A 15,248-nucleotide genomic window follows, 5' to 3' on the forward strand; every position below is an offset into this window, starting at 1 on the left:
CTCCCTTTAGACTATACCTGTGTCTCTTCGAACAGCGCAGTACGGGTGTTTTTGTCATCCAGCATTTTCCGCCAAGGATCACTCACCTGGGCCAGTGCAAAGTCAATACGTGCCGCCAGCTCTTTACGGTTGTCGTCATTGCCCATAACCACTGTCTGGATATGCTCAAGACCCATGCGCTCTACCCATTCGGAGGTTCTCTCCAGGTAATTACCGGTCTCACGGTAGTACTGGATTACAGCGGAGCAGACCTCAACCAGTTCCTCGTCGGTCTTCACCTTGCAGAAGGCATCTGCGATCCGTGGTTTAATCCCGCCGTTGCCGCCGATGAATACCTCCCAGCCGCCGTCATTGCCGACAATCCCGATATCCTTCGTGCAGGACTCGGCACAGTTACGCGGACAGCCGTTAACCGCCATCTTGAACTTGGCCGGCATATCCAGCCGCTCATATTTACGCTCAAGCATAGCGCCCATGCCCATGGAATCCTGTGTGCCGAAGCGGCAGAACTGCGAACCCACGCAAGTTTTTACCGTACGCAGCGACTTCGCATAACCATAGCCGGACGGCATATCCAGCTCCTCCCACACCTTAGGTACATCTTCTTTTTTGACACCGATCAGGTCAAGACGTTGTCCGCCCGTTACCTTCACAACCTTCACATCATACTTCAGGGACACATCGGCAATCCGCTTCAAATCCTCAGGAGTGGTCACCCCGCCATACATCCGCGGTATAACTGTATAGGTTCCGTCCTTCTGAATATTGGCGCTCATCCGTTCATTGACGAACCGGGATTCTTTCTCATCCTCATGAGTGTCAGGGTAGATCATCCCCAGATAATAGTTCACGGCAGGGCGGCATTTCGAACAGCCTTCTGCCTGCTTCCAGTCCAGGACATGCATGACTTCCTTGGTGGTCCGGAGCCCTTTAGCCGTAATCTCGGCTACGATCTCATCCCGGCTAAGCGAGGTGCAGCTGCAAATCCCCTGCTTGGCGCTCTGCTGGAAGTTGTCTCCGAGAACGAATTGCAGAATCTGCTCCACCACTGGCTTACAGCCGCCGCATGAGCGGGTTGCACCCGTGCAGGCTTTGATCTCATCCACCGTAGTGAAGCCGTTCTCCGTAACAGCATCTACAATGGCTTTTTTGGTTACGCCGTTGCAGCCGCAGACGATTTCTTCATCGGCCATCGCTTCGACGGACATGCCTTTCTTGGCTCCGCCTCCGCCGCAGCAGCTTGTGCCCATAACTTCATCATAGATTTCATTGGTCATCTCTGTGCTGTTTTTCACAAGCTTCTGCAGGTTGGCAGATTCCGTTACATCACCGAACAAGACGGCACCGACAATCACATTATCCTTAAGCAAAATCTTCTTGTAGGTTCGCTTCCATTCATCCTTGGCAGAAATGACGGTATGCTCCGGTGTTTCGGTGAATTCACCAGCGGAGAATACATCTACCCCGGAAATTTTGAGCTTGGTTGCTACAACTGAGCCTTCATAGCCCGGAGTCTGTACACCAGACAAATGCTTGGCAAGAACCATCCCTTGCTCGAATAGCGGTGCAACGAGTCCGTAGCAGGTTCCCCGGTGTTCTGTACATTCGCCGACAGAATACACATCTGCCATAGAAGTCTGCATATAATCGTCAACTACGATCCCGCGGTTAACGGTGATTCCGCTGTCCTTCGCAAGCTGGACATTCGGCTTGATTCCAACAGCCATCACTACAAACTCTGCCGGCAGCTCACTGCCGTCACTGAAGCGCAGACCGGTAACCCGTTCTTCGCCTGTCAGCTCTACCGTCTGCTTGCCCATGGCGAATTTCACACCTTGACGTGTAAGCTCTGCCTGCAGCATTGAAGAAGCGGTACGGTCCAGCTGGCGCTCCATCAGATCCTCCAGCAGATGCACAACGGTAACATCCATACCCAGGTTGACCAGGCCTTTCGCAGCTTCAAGACCTAGCAGTCCTCCACCGATCACAGCCGCCGTGCGGTACTGCTTCGCCGCTGCCAGCATCGCATCGCAGTCCGCGATATCGCGGAACCCGACTACCCCATACTTGGTGCTGCCGGGTACGGGTAGAATGAAAGAATTCGAGCCTGTTGCAATAATTGCTTTATCGTAAGGAACCGCCAGTCCATTATCGGTCAATATTAGTTTGTTCTGTTCATCGATCCGGGTAACAGTTGTGCCGGTATGCAGTGTAATATGATTATCTTCATACCACCCGAGATCGTTGAGAATGATGTCTTCAATTGTTTTGCTGCCTTCAAGTACATAGGACAACATAATCCGGTTATAGTTGGGATGCGGCTCACTGCCGAAGACAGTAATATCATAAGCGCCGCCCAGCTTCAGAATCTGTTCAATAGTGCCTACTCCCGCCATGCCATTCCCAATCAGCACTAACTTTTCTCTTTCCGCTGCCACTGGTAGACCCTCCTTCAGAAACTCTGATTTCTTCAATAACTTTACCTGATAGAGAAATTATACTGTCCCCAATTCCATGACAAGTGTGACCACAGTCACACGGTATGTGAATTTTTTCACACAAGTGAAGATGACTTCTCCTGTCCAAAAAAAACGGATACCCATGCAGTTTCGCACAGATATCCATTCATCGGGTACATGATCTCACTCATATACTTCATTCACTTATTTCAGTACCAGAGAGATCTCCAGCTTGTCCTGCGGACTGAGCTTCATGTCCACTCCATTACCGAGCAGACCTTTATCGTTGACCTTCAGTCTCCATTCCTCGCTGCTGAGCGGTGTATAATCCATAACAGTAAGCACCGTCCGGTTATCCTCGGCAAGCCGGACCATACCGCTGTTCTTGAGCAGTCCCTTGACGGACATATCCTGCATAAAAGAAAGCACATGCGAATGTGTCAGCTCCGGCTGCTCGCTCCCCCCGTTCACCGTGATGATGACAGGCTGAAACATCTTTCCGGTTCCGGCAGGCCCTGCTGACATCGTAATGGCCGAACCCGGTTCCAGCGTCGTATTCAGCTCTTGAACCTTCTTGCCGTTCACCTGAACCTCCCAGCTCATATCCGGACCCAGGGAGACCTTATTCACCTCAAGAATACTGGTTCCATCCGCTGAAAATGTAACAACGCCGCTCTTTCTGAACAGCTCTATTATTGAATTCCCAGGCACGTAAGCTTCGTTAAGCAATCTGGCCGAGCTTCCGGCCATTTCACTGTCACCCACCTTGACTGAAAAGGTTAATCCTTGGCCTCCGTTACTGCTGCCGCCATTCTCTGATCCCAAGCCACAACCGCTTGCCGCGGCTAGCAAGAGAAGGCACAGCATGAAGCGCATCCATTTCGTGGACATCCCACGGCACCGCCTTCATATGTATTTTCCCAGACTCTTTAAGGATAACGCATAGAGGAAGGGTTCTCAAATCATTTTTCATCGGCATAATCTTCCAAATTATTAGGTCTCATGCTATAATCGCAGAAGCAATATAAGGCTTACAAGGGCGGTCGGCTAATCTCCCGGAAGGGAGGTGAGGCCAATGGAGGTTTATCAAGCGTTGTCACTGATGTTCATGTTCGGCATGTTCATTATTGCTCTGCTGAACTACCTCAATAAGAAATAGACCGCCCTGGTCAAAGGTAGCGGTCTATTTCTGCTAAACCATATTCCAAGCCTCCGCCCTTAAAAGCGGCTGTTGCAAACGGAGAGTCGTGTTGGTAGCACGGCTCTCTTTGCATTGTTCGCTGTTTCTGAATCGAGTATACCACATACATTGATGAAAGTTAACCCAGTTAACCCGGTTAACTGGGTTAACTAGTTGAACTTTGTAACCCTATTGATACCGCAGGAACAAAATATTGTTCTCCAGATGCACATGCTCGAAGGTCATGCCTTCCAGTTCTTCAAGACGGGCATAGGTTAAGCGATAGGTCGTGCAGGCATGGGCGGGCGGCGTGTAATCATTAGTAACTCTGCGCAGCTCGCGCAGAATCTCTCCGGCCCCGTCATGCTCAGCTTCCAAATTATGCAGCAGTCCGCGCAGCTCCGCAAGTCCTTCTTCGGTTGGGTTCTGAGTGTAGGCCAGCATCTTAGGGAATTCGCTCTCTTCTTCCTTCGCTGTGTGCTGCAGCAGCTCTTCACGCAGCATATTGAACAGACGGTGCATCTCTCCGAGGTGCGGTGAATCCTCACCGTGAACGCGGAACACCTTGGTTACATTTTGACTGATTAGCGGAAGCTCTTCACGCAGGTAACGATGATGCTTGTTCACAATATAATCCACCAGCTCCTCCGAAGAAGCCTCGTTCCAGGCGGTATCCTCTTCCAGAACCGGGTGCTGCTCTTGCAGCTTGTTCAGCTCCTGCACCATTGCTGCCGGATCAAGACCCTTCTCGGCAGCGGCTTCAGCCAGCGGCTTGGCACCTCCGCAGCAGAAATCGATCCGTTGTGCCTTGAAATAATCTGCTGCTTTGGGGAACTGCAGGACAATATCTCTGACCATTGCTTCCGGGGTGAACCCGGGATGAATTGTAGTATCGTTTAATTGATTGGACGCCATGTTGGCCCCTCCTCAGGTTAGATGTAGGTTTGTGCTTCTTTTCACTTCTACACCTTATCACTGGCCTTAGGCGGAACTTGTGATTGTACGCACTGAATATAACAAATTTTAATGAACGCGAACTTTTGATATTTTTATGTAAAATATACTAGACATTTTGTTTTATATATTTTACAATATGCGTGAGGTGAGGGAATGGGGAAGAATCTGAGGCTCAAAGCCTCCAGAGCGGCAAAAGACATGTCGCAAAAGCAGCTGGCGGATGCCGTGGGGGTCACAAGACAGACAATTATCGCGATTGAGAATGGTGATTACAACCCCACCCTGAGGTTGTGCATTGACATTTGTGTAACCCTTGGGAAGACGCTGGATCAATTATTTTGGGAGGGAACGAAGGATGAGCAGAACGAACCTGGATGAGAGACAATTGCAGCAGCGGCACAAGGCGGGGAATCAGGCATTTCTTTTGATGGCATTCTTATTGCTGGCAGACATGGGGCTGCAAAACTACGGAATAAAGTGGCTGGAATATCCGCTTAGTAATTACGCAATTTTCATGCTGGGTGTGGGTTCCTATCTCGTACGGCTGATCTGGAGCGGTGCATATGTGGGACCGGGCGGAGCACAGGGCGGAGCAAAAGGGAAAAACGTTCTGGGTGCACTGCTGGGGATCGTGGTGGCAGCCTGCATCCTTATTGTTACTTTCGTGAATCCAGCCGCCCAATCAGCAGCAAACAGCGGTGCGAACGGGAAGGTGATTCTGGTCATTTCCGTTACAGCAGGACTGGTCATCTTAAGCACCGTGTACTTGATCCGGCGGAGGAATAACCGGGCGGAGTAGAGTGGCTTGTGCTGCTGTGAGTGACTAGAAGTAGAAATAAAGGAGGAGCGGAGCGATCGCCTTTGTGTTTGGACTTCTACCGCGAAGAGCGGTTTGTATCAGGAAATCCAAACACAATAGCGGCCGGAAGTCCAAATGTTCACCGCAGCGACGACCTGGCTTCAAGTTCAACTCTTTTTTCGAGCTTCACCTTTTCTATCGAACCGTCGCCTGCATGTAAGTCCGCTTGCCCTGCGCATCCTTCAGGTAGGGGCCAAGTCCGGCAAACCGCGAATGATCCACATATACACCCGTCATCCATCTGCCTTCGGTCAGGCCGCCGTTCCACTGCAGCACCAGATCGGGGGCAGAGATCCATTCCTGATACACTCTGATGTTCTTATCCTTATATTCTTTGGCCGGTTTGTTCAATTCGCTCAGCGGTGCCGGGGTAAGGTAGGTGGGCACGAAATATACAGAGATCAGCTCCATATCCTCCTCACTCAGAAAAGCCTCCTCCCCCAAGTAAGGCTGGAGCAGCCGCGTGTTCTCATACATAGACCAGATTACAGCTTGAAGTACCATGCTCTGGCTAATTCCATTATGAAAAGTAAAACGGCGCTGAGCATTTGAGCCACTCCCTCCCTTAGCCGTTACCGGCTCCAGGCAATGCCGTTCACAACCGATACATTTCCAGCCGGACGGGCCTTGAATCCATTTCTGAAAAACGCTCCCGCTGTCATTATCCCCTTTATATAGAGAAGAAATGATCTCATACGGCACACCGATCCACGCATCCCACAGAGAATCCGGGAGATAGCTATGAAGCATGAACAACACCTTGTCATAGATCAGCTGTACTTTAATCGAAGCAGTCTCCAGTTCGGCGACATCCTTTTTTCCATAGGTTATTTCCCGGGAAAACAAGGTGATGGTCATGGTCCTCGCCTCCTAAAAGTTGTGTGAGCCCTCCGCTTCCTTCCATCAGCATCGTCCAAAACACATCCCGTAAGCATCCGTCTGCCTTATAACCCTAGGCTTTTCCTACTTTTGTTAACGCTTCCACACATCCGTAATATTTAGTATGTTCTATTATATTACACAGGTAGGGCCTAAGTGCAAGGTTTATTTGGGCAAAATTTGCATAAACAAGCGGAAACGGTACCGTCCTTATAAAGGACGGTACCGTTTCAGCGAGAAATAGAAGGATAAGTTATCGTGTGAAACCTATAAATTCTTATATTTCAAGCAGAACAGCATATGAAAAGCCCCTTACCCGGATACCCGGCAAGAGGCTGTCATCAAAAATATATTACGGTACTGCTACTCCACCCAGCTCTCGGCCCAGGACTGGATTTGCTGCATGACCGGCTCAAGCGCACGGCCCTTCACTGTTAATTCATACTCAATGCGCACCGGTGTCTCCGGGTACACATGACGTACCAGAATGCCCTCGCATTCCAGATCCTTCATGCGCTCGGACAGCATCTTATCGCTCATTGACGGAATCAGTCCGGAAATATCCTTGAACCGCTTGGGGCCGCTCATCAAGGTCTGAATAATGAGTCCGTTCCAACGCTTGCCCAGAAACGAAAAAGCCGTCTCAAATCTCGGGCACATCGTCAGTTGATGTTCTTCCATGGTTATCACCTCTCACTTATGAAGCTTACAATTAGTTAGTATATATAATTTTACCACATTTATTCTGGAATGAACATCGTTTGCCAAAAAAAAGTTCATTAACCCCTATTATTATATTTACGCTCTCAATCCTTGGTGTCTTCTGCCTTGCGTCTTAGCTGGATGGCCTCTGTAACTACATAGGCGAGATCATCGTTACTGTACAGGGAGAGTACTCCCAGCACTGTATCATCGGAGATGAAGCCGGCCTCCTCCGCGGATACCGTCAGGGCCAGCGCATTGGCCAGCGCCTGATTGCCCTCCTGCTGCGGATAAGCCTGCAGATACAGGGCATGCGGGTCCAGCTTATTATTCACACACCATTGGGCAAATACGAGAATCATCATTTCCTCGTCCCGCTTGTAGCTCTCGATAATCCTCTCTTCCATCGACTTGTTGTCATAATCCTCCATGTTGTTCTCCTCTCTGCTGCGATGCTGACCGCTCAGCGGCTTAATCTTGCTGCTAATTCATGGCTCGGCAATACGGCCGAAGCGGAAATACCGCATTGCTCCGGTGTCGCTATATTACTGAGATAATGGCTGACCGCTCCGCTGAAGCCTCTTCGCTCCAGCACGGTATCCCAGCTGCCGAAGTTCTGCGTGCGCGGCAACGAGCCCTGCTCATATAATATAACCCGTTCCATGTCTGTCACCTCAACCGACCTGCCATGGCCGTGCAGCTCCAGTTTCTCCAGATCGGCCCCTGCATCCCGGACCATGCTGTAATGGCCGGTGGTCCCGTTCTCCCAGCCCAGCATTCCCGAGGCGTGCAGAAGCCGCCCCTCCGCATCCGCCCTCAGGCTGGTGTGCAGCAGCTCATAATCCCCGCCGGACAGCCAGAGCAGCAGATCCAGCATATGAATCAGGTCATCATGGATCGTCTCATGGCTGCTGCCCTGCTGCAGCTTCGTCCGGTGTTTGACTGCGGTGGATTGGCTGATGCCTCCGGCCTTATGCAGCCAGGATTTGGCGGCGGCATACATCGGGGCATAGCGGCGGTTGAAGCCCACTCCCAGCAGCAGCCCCTTGTTCTCAGCAAGCTCTGCCATCCGGCGGGATTCCTCCAGATCATAGGAGAGCGGCTTGTCCACATACACGGACACCCCATGCTCCAGGCAAGAGGTCACCAGCTCATAATGCGTAGTTGTAGGACTATGTATGAACACAGCATCCAGATCCCAGGACAGCAGCTCCGTAAGCTCGGTTGTGCCCCGCTGAAGGCGATACGCCTGGACTGCCCGCTCGACCGTAGCAGAGGAATGGCTGAGCACTCCCACCACCTCGGCCTGATCATGCCGGGAGAGCAGCGGCAAATAGACTTTGCGAGCAATATCGCCTATGCCGATCATTGCCACTCTTTTGCGGACAGGTAGTTTCATTAACAGCATCTCCCTTACATGTTGGGGGAATTTCAATTCCCTTATAGATGTATTATACCGTGACATGCTGCGGGAACAATGATCTTTGCTTCAATAATTGCTTTAATTGCTTTTTTTTCAGTATGATGAAATGGATGGAGTGAAGAAGGGGCATAGTATAATGAGAAAATGGCTAACGGTTGTTCTGTATGTTTCGTGCATAATCCTCGCGTTTATCTACAGGTATGAACTCCTGGCCTGGCTTAGAGAGGATCATCCTTTGTATTTGTCCATGCTCGCCGCCACAGTGCTGGCCTTATTTCCGGTCCTGCCCTACAAGCTGATTATCGGATTGTTCGGGTATGCCTATGGAAGCTTTGCAGGAGCGTTAATCTGCTGGAGTGCTACCACAATCGCGGCAGCTCTTGTCTATGGAGTCGTTGCATCCATGTTCCGGAGCAAATCTATGGCCTATCTAAGCAATATTTCGGCGCTGGACAGATTTGTGTCTGCGGTGCAGCAGCGTCCTTTTGCATCTGTAGTGATCGCCCGCCTGGCACCGTTCATTCCGCAGATGGCTGTGAATATCTACGCCGGTGCCGCCGGACTACCTTTCTGGAGCTATCTTGGAGCCACCGCACTTGGCAAAATTCCCGGCATCGCCCTCTACGCCTTCCTCGGAGGACAGATGTTCCAGCATCCGCGAAGTGCAGCTGTAGCTATAATCGTGTATATTGCCGTACTGGCTGTAGCCGGATTATCCATGCGCCGCCGTCCTTCTGCGGGCCGCTGACGCTTCAAGAATTTCCGGTATGCTGGCAGTAAGCCTCTATTTGATTTATAATTAAATTGTGATCTATTTAATTGCATTCTACAGATGGAGGGATAACAATGAATGAATTTCAAGCTGATTCTATAAATGTCAAGACCGAGCAAGCCACCTTCGCCGGTGGATGCTTCTGGTGTATGGTATCCCCTTTTGAAGAGCTTCCGGGCATTGTCAAGATTATCTCCGGTTATACAGGCGGACATACCGTGAATCCGACCTACGAGGAAGTATGCTCGGAAACCACCGGACATGTTGAGGCGGTGCAGATTACGTTCAATCCGGATATTTTCCCATATAGCAAGCTGCTTGAGCTGTTCTGGCAGCAGATTGACCCCACCGATGCCGGAGGGCAATTCCATGACCGCGGCACTTCTTATGGAACGGCAATCTTCACCCATTCGGAGGAGCAGCGCGAGCAAGCAGAGGCTTCCAAGGCAGCTCTTCAGGCCAGCGGACGCTTCTCTGCTCCCATTGTGACACCTATTCTTCCGGCTAAGCCCTTCTACCCAGCCGAAGAATATCATCAGGGTTATCATCACAAGAATCCAGGCCACTACAAGCGTTACCGTAAGGGTTCGGGCCGGGAAGCATTCATCGAAGCTCACTGGACGCATAAGGAGGACCCGCAGAGCCTGAAGGAGCGCCTGACTCCTCTTCAATATGAAGTAACGCAGAACAGCGCTACGGAATCTCCATTCCGCAACGAATTCTGGGATCACCACGGAGACGGGATCTATGTGGATATTGTCTCCGGGGAGCCACTGTTCAGCTCAGAGGACAAGTTCGATTCCGGCTGCGGCTGGCCGAGCTTCACGCGTCCGATCCGGGACTATGTGGTCAAGGAGAAAACCGACCTCAGCCACCTGATGGTCCGCACTGAGGTACGCAGCAAGACAGCGGATTCCCACTTGGGCCATGTATTCAATGACGGACCCGGAGCGAACGGACTGCGGTACTGTATCAACTCGGCAGCTCTGCGCTTTGTTCCCAAAGAGGACCTGGAGAAGGAAGGCTATGGCGAGTACCGTGTGCTCTTCCAGCATGCTTAAGGCTGGAGATCCCGGCTTGCCTCAAGCTATAGCTTCATAAATTGCATAACTTACGTGTGGCTCGAATGTATACTGTTTTCCGCATACATTCGGGCCACACGCCTGGGCATCAGCACAATGTATGCTGTTTTTCGCATACATTCAGGCCACACGCCTGCGTACCTGTACAATGTATGCTGTTTTCCACATACATTCGGGCCACACGCCTTCGCGCCAGTTCAATGTGTGCTGTTTTTCGCATACATTCGGGGCACACGCCTGCGTACCTGTACAATGTATGCTGTTTTCCACATACATTCGGGCCACACGCCGTCGTATCAGCGAATGTATGCTGTTTTCCGCATACATTAGGGCACACGCCTGCACATCAGCACAATGTATGCTGTTTTTCACATACATTCGGGCACATACTTTATCCACAACAGAAGAAAATCATAAATTCCTGAACAACAAGTGGAAACGGCATTGCCGTCCCTATAGAGGACGGTACCGTTTCAGCGAGAAAGATAAGGATAATTATAGCGCGAAGTATATGTATTCTTATCTTTGAATAAAGCCTCCAGCCCGGATTCACGGGTAGGGAGGCTTTATTCTTTACATAAATGATCCTGTGTTTATTCGTACAGCCCGCTCTACTTGTTCTGCTTATCTGAATTCTCCTCTTCCGGTGCGGCCGGTACTACAGGTGCCACTTCTGGTTGAGGCTGCGATTCCCGGCCCGGCAGACGGTTGCCGCCCAGCCGTGCCTGTTCAAGGTGCGTAGGTTGCCGCCGTTTGAAGCTTTTCCGTAACCAGAGCACCAGCGCAACCACCACTCCAGCTACCAGCAGGACGGGGAGAGCAGCCGCCAGTACAACAACAAGCCACTGGAACATCACAGACAACGCCTTCATGCTGCTCTTGAGCGCTTCCGAAGCCCGTTCACCCAGCGGCCCCTCGGAATTAGTCTGTGTAAGGGTAAGACTCTTCTCCGTCTGGTAGAGGCGAAGCTCCACTGTAGAGAACGATACGTTCTGATCGATATACCGCATTCTGCCCTTGATCTGTTCGATTTGCTCCTGAATTTCCCCAAGCTGGTTGGCGAACTGGACGAGATCGGCCGGTTTGGTTGCTTTTTTCATAAAATCAATATACTGCGCCTCCATCATCTGCTTCGCCTTCAGGCGTGACTCCAGGTCCACATATTCCTCCGACACATCCTGCCCCTGGATGCTTCTCTGGAGCTTCTCATGTTTAATCTTCTCCAGATTGTTCAGGAACGGAGAGAAGCCCGCCGCAGGCACTTTTAGGATAAAGGTTCCACCCTGTTCATATTCAGACATATTCTCTGAGAATTCAATAATGTAGCCCCCGGCCAGAGTAACCATGTTCCGCACTTCAGTCTGCGCTGCCCCGTAGTCGGTTACCTCCATATTGAGGTTCGCCTTGTAGATCAGCTTCTTGTTCAGCCCTGCTACCACATCGGTGCCGGTGAATCCGGCAGAAGCATCTGCCCCTTGCTCAGCCCCCGCCCCAGGGACTGCTGAATTTCCGCCGCCGCCCTTCACTGCAGCCTGATCATTGACAGCCATCGCCGTGTTAGCTAGACTATCCTCCTTGACCTCCACCGCAGCAGGCGCGCTCTCCGCTGAACCGTCTGATGCTGCTTGATTACTGAACGTGCTTTCTGAATTCGCTGCCGAATCTGAATTGTTACTCGACGCGCCGCATCCCGTCAGAACCACGGCTACAACCACTAGATACAATAAGTAATGCAGACCCCATTTTCGCATGCTCATTCCTCCACAAAGTGTAATTGTATACTGCTTCCGGTGCTTCAGCTTCCGCGGCGAAAGGCCGTTATCTGTATCGGTCCGTTCCGCGCTTATCCCTCTTGACGTTCCAAAAGCTGGAAGGTTGCAGTCATTTACGGAAAATAACAAATAAGACCATTCAGTCATGAATAGCCGAGTGGGGTCCTGTTTGCGTATTGCCTCTTTATTTGTTACAATTACGATGATAAAACGGCAAAAAAACACCAAAAACCCTATTCACATTGAATTGAATAAGGTTATGGCGCTATTCGGACAAGCTCCACCTTGCCCGGGCAGCTTTAATTCATTTCTTGCCGATTTATGATGCCTACTACTACAAGAGGAGGTGAACCCTCATGGCAAAAGACGTATTGTGCGCAGTTAATTCTTGCACCTACTGGGCTGAAGAGAACAAATGCAACGCTGAGTCCATCTTCGTTGCTTACCACAGCTCCAAGCAGCCTACACAATCTGAGGAAACAGATTGCAAAACCTTTGAAAGCAAATAATGAATCTTTACAGAATATGAAGGAGCCCTCCACAGGTTCCTTCTTTCTTTTCTCATTCTATCAAGAATGAGAATTATTATCAAGTGTTTCCTGCAAAAAACAAACCACTGCAAGCCGGAGATTATACTCTCCCGCTTGCAGTGGTTTTGTTGTGCAAATCTAAGCAACTTAGGCGGAACAGTGCCGTCTGTTAACGGGTCACTGCGCCATGCTGCTCTCTCACCAAGACAGCGGCCTTCACCATGTTGCGCAGTGCGCCTGTGGTCTCTTCCCAGCCCCGTGTCTTCAGTCCGCAGTCGGGATTAATCCAGAACTGCTGGACATCCAGCACGCGCAGCGCACGTTCGATGGCTGAAGTCATCTCCTCTACCACCGGCACGCGCGGACTGTGAATATCATACACACCCAGTCCAATCCCCTTGTCGTATTCCTGCTCCTCGAAGCTGACGATTAGCTCACCATGGCTGCGCGAGGTCTCAATGGAGATGACATCCGCATCCATCGCCGAGATCGAACCAATCATGTCGTTAAATTCACTGTAGCACATATGCGTATGCACCTGCGTGGTGTCCTTGACATGGTTCGTGGCGGTCCGGAAGGATTTCACCGCCCAGTTGAGGTAATACTCATGATCTCTCGCCTTCAGCGGCAGGCCCTCGCGGATCGCCGGCTCATCGACCTGGATCATCTCGATACCAGCCTCCTCGAGTGCGGATACTTCATGACGCAGGGCGAGGGCGATTTGTCCGGCCACCGCCTCCCGGCTGAGGTCATCGCGGACAAAGGACCAGTTCAGGATCGTAACCGGTCCGGTCAGCATTCCCTTAACAGGCAGCTTCGTCAGTGACTGGGCATATACGCTCTCCTTGACGGTCATCGGCTCGATAAAAGCAACATCGGCATAGATTACCGGCGGCTTCACGCAGCGTGATCCGTAGGACTGAACCCAGCCGCCTGCGGTGAACAGATAGCCGGCCAGCTTCTCCCCGAAGAATTCCACCATATCCGTACGCTCGAACTCTCCGTGTACCAGCACATCCAGACCTAGCTCCTCCTGAAGCGTAATCGCTTCAGCGATCTGCCGCTTGATGAACAAGTCATAACGCTCCTGGTTCCAGACTCCCTTGCGCCATTTCAGACGGGCCTGGCGGACTTCAGCCGTCTGCGGGAAGCTGCCGATGGTCGTGGTCGGCAGCAGCGGCAGACGCCACTTCTCCTGCTGAACCTTCACACGCTCGGCGAACGGAAGGCTGCGGCGGTCCGGCAGCTGGGCAAGGGCACGCACCTGCTCGGCTACATCCTCACGCCCGCGCTCCGGCAGGGCACGGAATACAGCCAGCACCTCACGGCTGCGCTCCAGCTCGGCGGCATAACGCTCTCTTCCCTCGTTCGCGGCTGCCGCAATGAGAACCAGCTCGGCCAGCTTCTCATTGGCAAACGCCAAGGCATTCTTGACCGCAGCCTTCAGCTTGACCTCGCCCTCAACCGTTACAGGCACATGCAACAGACTTGACGCTGGCTGGAGAATTAACTGCTCCTGAGGCACATAGGTCAGCAGCTTCGCTACCAGCTCCAGCTTGGCATCGGTATCGGCGCGCCAGATGTTGCGTCCGTCAAGGATACCGGCTCCGAGTGTCTTATCCTGCGGCCACCCGAGGCGTGCAACCGACTCCAGATTCTTGCCGCCGTCATGGACGAAGTCAAGACCCAGACCCTGCACAGGCAGCGCCAGCAATGCTTCAAGCGGCTCCGCAGCTTCGAAGTACGTCTGCAGCATCAGGTTCAGTCCTGGTACGGCAGCAGCAATCTCACTGTAAATGTTCTGGAGCAGTGCGGTATCCTCAGCCGTTAAGCCGGTAACAATCGCCGGTTCATCGATCTGTACCCAGGCCACTCCTTCTGCCTGCAGCTCCTGCAGCAGTTGTACGTACAACGGGAGGAAGCGTGCGGCAACGGCGGCGATGTCTGCTGCCGGGAAGCCCTTGGACAACTTCAGGAAGGTATACAGTCCGACTATAACGGGCTTGCCCTCAATGCCTGCCCGCTCCTTGGCGAAGCGGTAGGCAACCAGCGGTTTATTCGCTGTCAATACCGGAGTCAGGCTGCCGATCTCAGGCACAATGTAATGGTAATTCGTATTGAACCATTTCGTCATCTCGCAGGCCGGGGCCTCTGCATTGCCGCGCGCCATTGCAAAATACAGATCAAGCGGAATCTCTCCGCCCTTATATCCGTAACGCGCCGGTACGATCCCGAACATAGCGGCGGTATCCAGCACATGGTCATAGAAGGTGAAATCGCCCACCGGAATCAGATCAATTCCGGCCTGCTGCTGGGTCTGCAAATGCTGAAGCTGAATATCCTCCATCTGCGAGCGGAAGCTCTGCTCATCGATTTTCCCGGCCCAATAAGCCTCCAATAATTTCTTCCATTCACGGTTCTTGCCGATTCTCGGATAACCGAGGCTGCTTGTCTTGATTCCTTTACTCATAGGTGTCCACTCCTCTGTATAATTGTCTGCCCTCATGTCTGCAAGCCTTAATCTGATGCCATCTTACTGCACGCCTTCCGCGCCCTGCAACAGATTCCACGCAATCCGGCTATACAGATTCCCTATAGCAAAACGCCAAAAAAAGCTGCACCCCCATGAAGGA

The 15,248-nt window shown here is 51.8% G+C and carries 15 protein-coding genes; 6 read left to right on the forward strand and 9 right to left on the reverse strand.

Annotation, left to right across the window (positions count from 1 at the left end; all coding sequences use genetic code 11):
- Positions 1-11: 11 nt before the first annotated feature.
- Both nirB and MKY12_RS20420 read right to left on the reverse strand, forming a co-directional pair.
- Complete coding sequence (gene nirB / locus MKY12_RS20415) at positions 12-2,438, reverse strand: nitrite reductase large subunit NirB (RefSeq protein WP_339310522.1); 2,427 nt, start codon at positions 2,436-2,438, stop codon at positions 12-14.
- Between the two features lie 225 nt (positions 2,439-2,663).
- Positions 2,664-3,350: a hypothetical protein gene (locus MKY12_RS20420; protein ID WP_339310524.1), complete on the reverse strand. Its 687-nt coding sequence runs from the start codon at positions 3,348-3,350 to the stop codon at positions 2,664-2,666.
- A gap of 217 nt (positions 3,351-3,567) precedes the next feature.
- Between MKY12_RS20420 and MKY12_RS20425 the strand changes: the two genes are divergently transcribed.
- Positions 3,568-3,618, forward strand: a complete 51-nt coding sequence (locus MKY12_RS20425) for a putative holin-like toxin (protein WP_233277556.1) — start codon at positions 3,568-3,570, stop codon at positions 3,616-3,618.
- 210 nt (positions 3,619-3,828) lie between these two features.
- Here MKY12_RS20425 and ric read toward each other — a convergent pair whose 3' ends face one another.
- Entirely contained in the window at positions 3,829-4,524 is a 696-nt protein-coding gene (gene ric / locus MKY12_RS20430) for an iron-sulfur cluster repair di-iron protein (RefSeq protein WP_155991686.1), read from the reverse strand.
- A gap of 225 nt (positions 4,525-4,749) precedes the next feature.
- Between ric and MKY12_RS20435 the strand changes: the two genes are divergently transcribed.
- A complete protein-coding gene (locus MKY12_RS20435) occupies positions 4,750-4,974 on the forward strand; it encodes a helix-turn-helix transcriptional regulator (RefSeq protein ID WP_036698494.1) in 225 nt (74 codons plus the stop codon).
- Complete coding sequence (locus tag MKY12_RS20440) at positions 4,952-5,395, forward strand: DUF6773 family protein (protein ID WP_339310525.1); 444 nt, start codon at positions 4,952-4,954, stop codon at positions 5,393-5,395. Before MKY12_RS20435 ends, MKY12_RS20440 begins: the two co-directional genes overlap by 23 nt.
- Before the next feature lie 195 nt (positions 5,396-5,590).
- Here MKY12_RS20440 and MKY12_RS20445 read toward each other — a convergent pair whose 3' ends face one another.
- The 4 genes from MKY12_RS20445 to MKY12_RS20460 all read right to left on the reverse strand — a co-directional run bounded on the left by MKY12_RS20445 (position 5,591) and on the right by MKY12_RS20460 (position 8,435).
- Positions 5,591-6,313 carry a hypothetical protein gene (locus MKY12_RS20445; RefSeq protein WP_339249604.1) on the reverse strand — a complete coding sequence of 241 codons (723 nt, stop codon included), beginning with the start codon at positions 6,311-6,313 and terminating at the stop codon, positions 5,591-5,593.
- 384 nt (positions 6,314-6,697) lie between these two features.
- Positions 6,698-7,015 carry a helix-turn-helix domain-containing protein gene (locus MKY12_RS20450; RefSeq protein ID WP_036698497.1) on the reverse strand — a complete coding sequence of 106 codons (318 nt, stop codon included), beginning with the start codon at positions 7,013-7,015 and terminating at the stop codon, positions 6,698-6,700.
- Between the two features lie 125 nt (positions 7,016-7,140).
- Positions 7,141-7,467, reverse strand: a complete 327-nt coding sequence (locus MKY12_RS20455; protein WP_036698498.1) for a hypothetical protein — start codon at positions 7,465-7,467, stop codon at positions 7,141-7,143.
- 32 nt (positions 7,468-7,499) lie between these two features.
- Positions 7,500-8,435 (reverse strand): Gfo/Idh/MocA family oxidoreductase, encoded by a 936-nt coding sequence (locus MKY12_RS20460; protein WP_339310526.1) that lies wholly within the window; start codon positions 8,433-8,435, stop codon positions 7,500-7,502.
- Between the two features lie 160 nt (positions 8,436-8,595).
- Between MKY12_RS20460 and MKY12_RS20465 the strand changes: the two genes are divergently transcribed.
- Both MKY12_RS20465 and msrA read left to right on the forward strand, forming a co-directional pair.
- Positions 8,596-9,207, forward strand: coding sequence for a VTT domain-containing protein (locus MKY12_RS20465; protein WP_339310527.1), 612 nt, complete (start codon positions 8,596-8,598; stop codon positions 9,205-9,207).
- A 98-nt stretch (positions 9,208-9,305) separates the two neighbouring features.
- Positions 9,306-10,292, forward strand: a complete 987-nt coding sequence (gene msrA, locus MKY12_RS20470; protein ID WP_339310528.1) for a peptide-methionine (S)-S-oxide reductase MsrA — start codon at positions 9,306-9,308, stop codon at positions 10,290-10,292.
- Between the two features lie 632 nt (positions 10,293-10,924).
- Here the strand turns inward: msrA and MKY12_RS20475 are convergent.
- On the reverse strand, positions 10,925-12,064 hold the full coding sequence (locus MKY12_RS20475) for a DUF4349 domain-containing protein (RefSeq protein WP_339310530.1): 1,140 nt from the start codon (positions 12,062-12,064) through the stop codon (positions 10,925-10,927).
- Positions 12,065-12,441: 377 nt separating this feature from the next.
- Here MKY12_RS20475 and MKY12_RS20480 point away from each other — a divergent pair, with 377 nt between their 5' ends.
- A complete protein-coding gene (locus MKY12_RS20480; protein WP_076079942.1) occupies positions 12,442-12,594 on the forward strand; it encodes a DUF1540 domain-containing protein in 153 nt (50 codons plus the stop codon).
- Positions 12,595-12,784: 190 nt separating this feature from the next.
- Here the strand turns inward: MKY12_RS20480 and metE are convergent, their stop codons facing one another.
- Complete coding sequence (gene metE / locus MKY12_RS20485) at positions 12,785-15,085, reverse strand: 5-methyltetrahydropteroyltriglutamate--homocysteine S-methyltransferase (RefSeq protein ID WP_339310532.1); 2,301 nt, start codon at positions 15,083-15,085, stop codon at positions 12,785-12,787.
- Between the last annotated feature and the right edge of the window lie 163 nt (positions 15,086-15,248).

Source organism: Paenibacillus sp. FSL M7-0896, assembly GCF_037975415.1.
GTDB lineage: Bacteria > Bacillota > Bacilli > Paenibacillales > Paenibacillaceae > Paenibacillus_AQ > Paenibacillus_AQ silagei.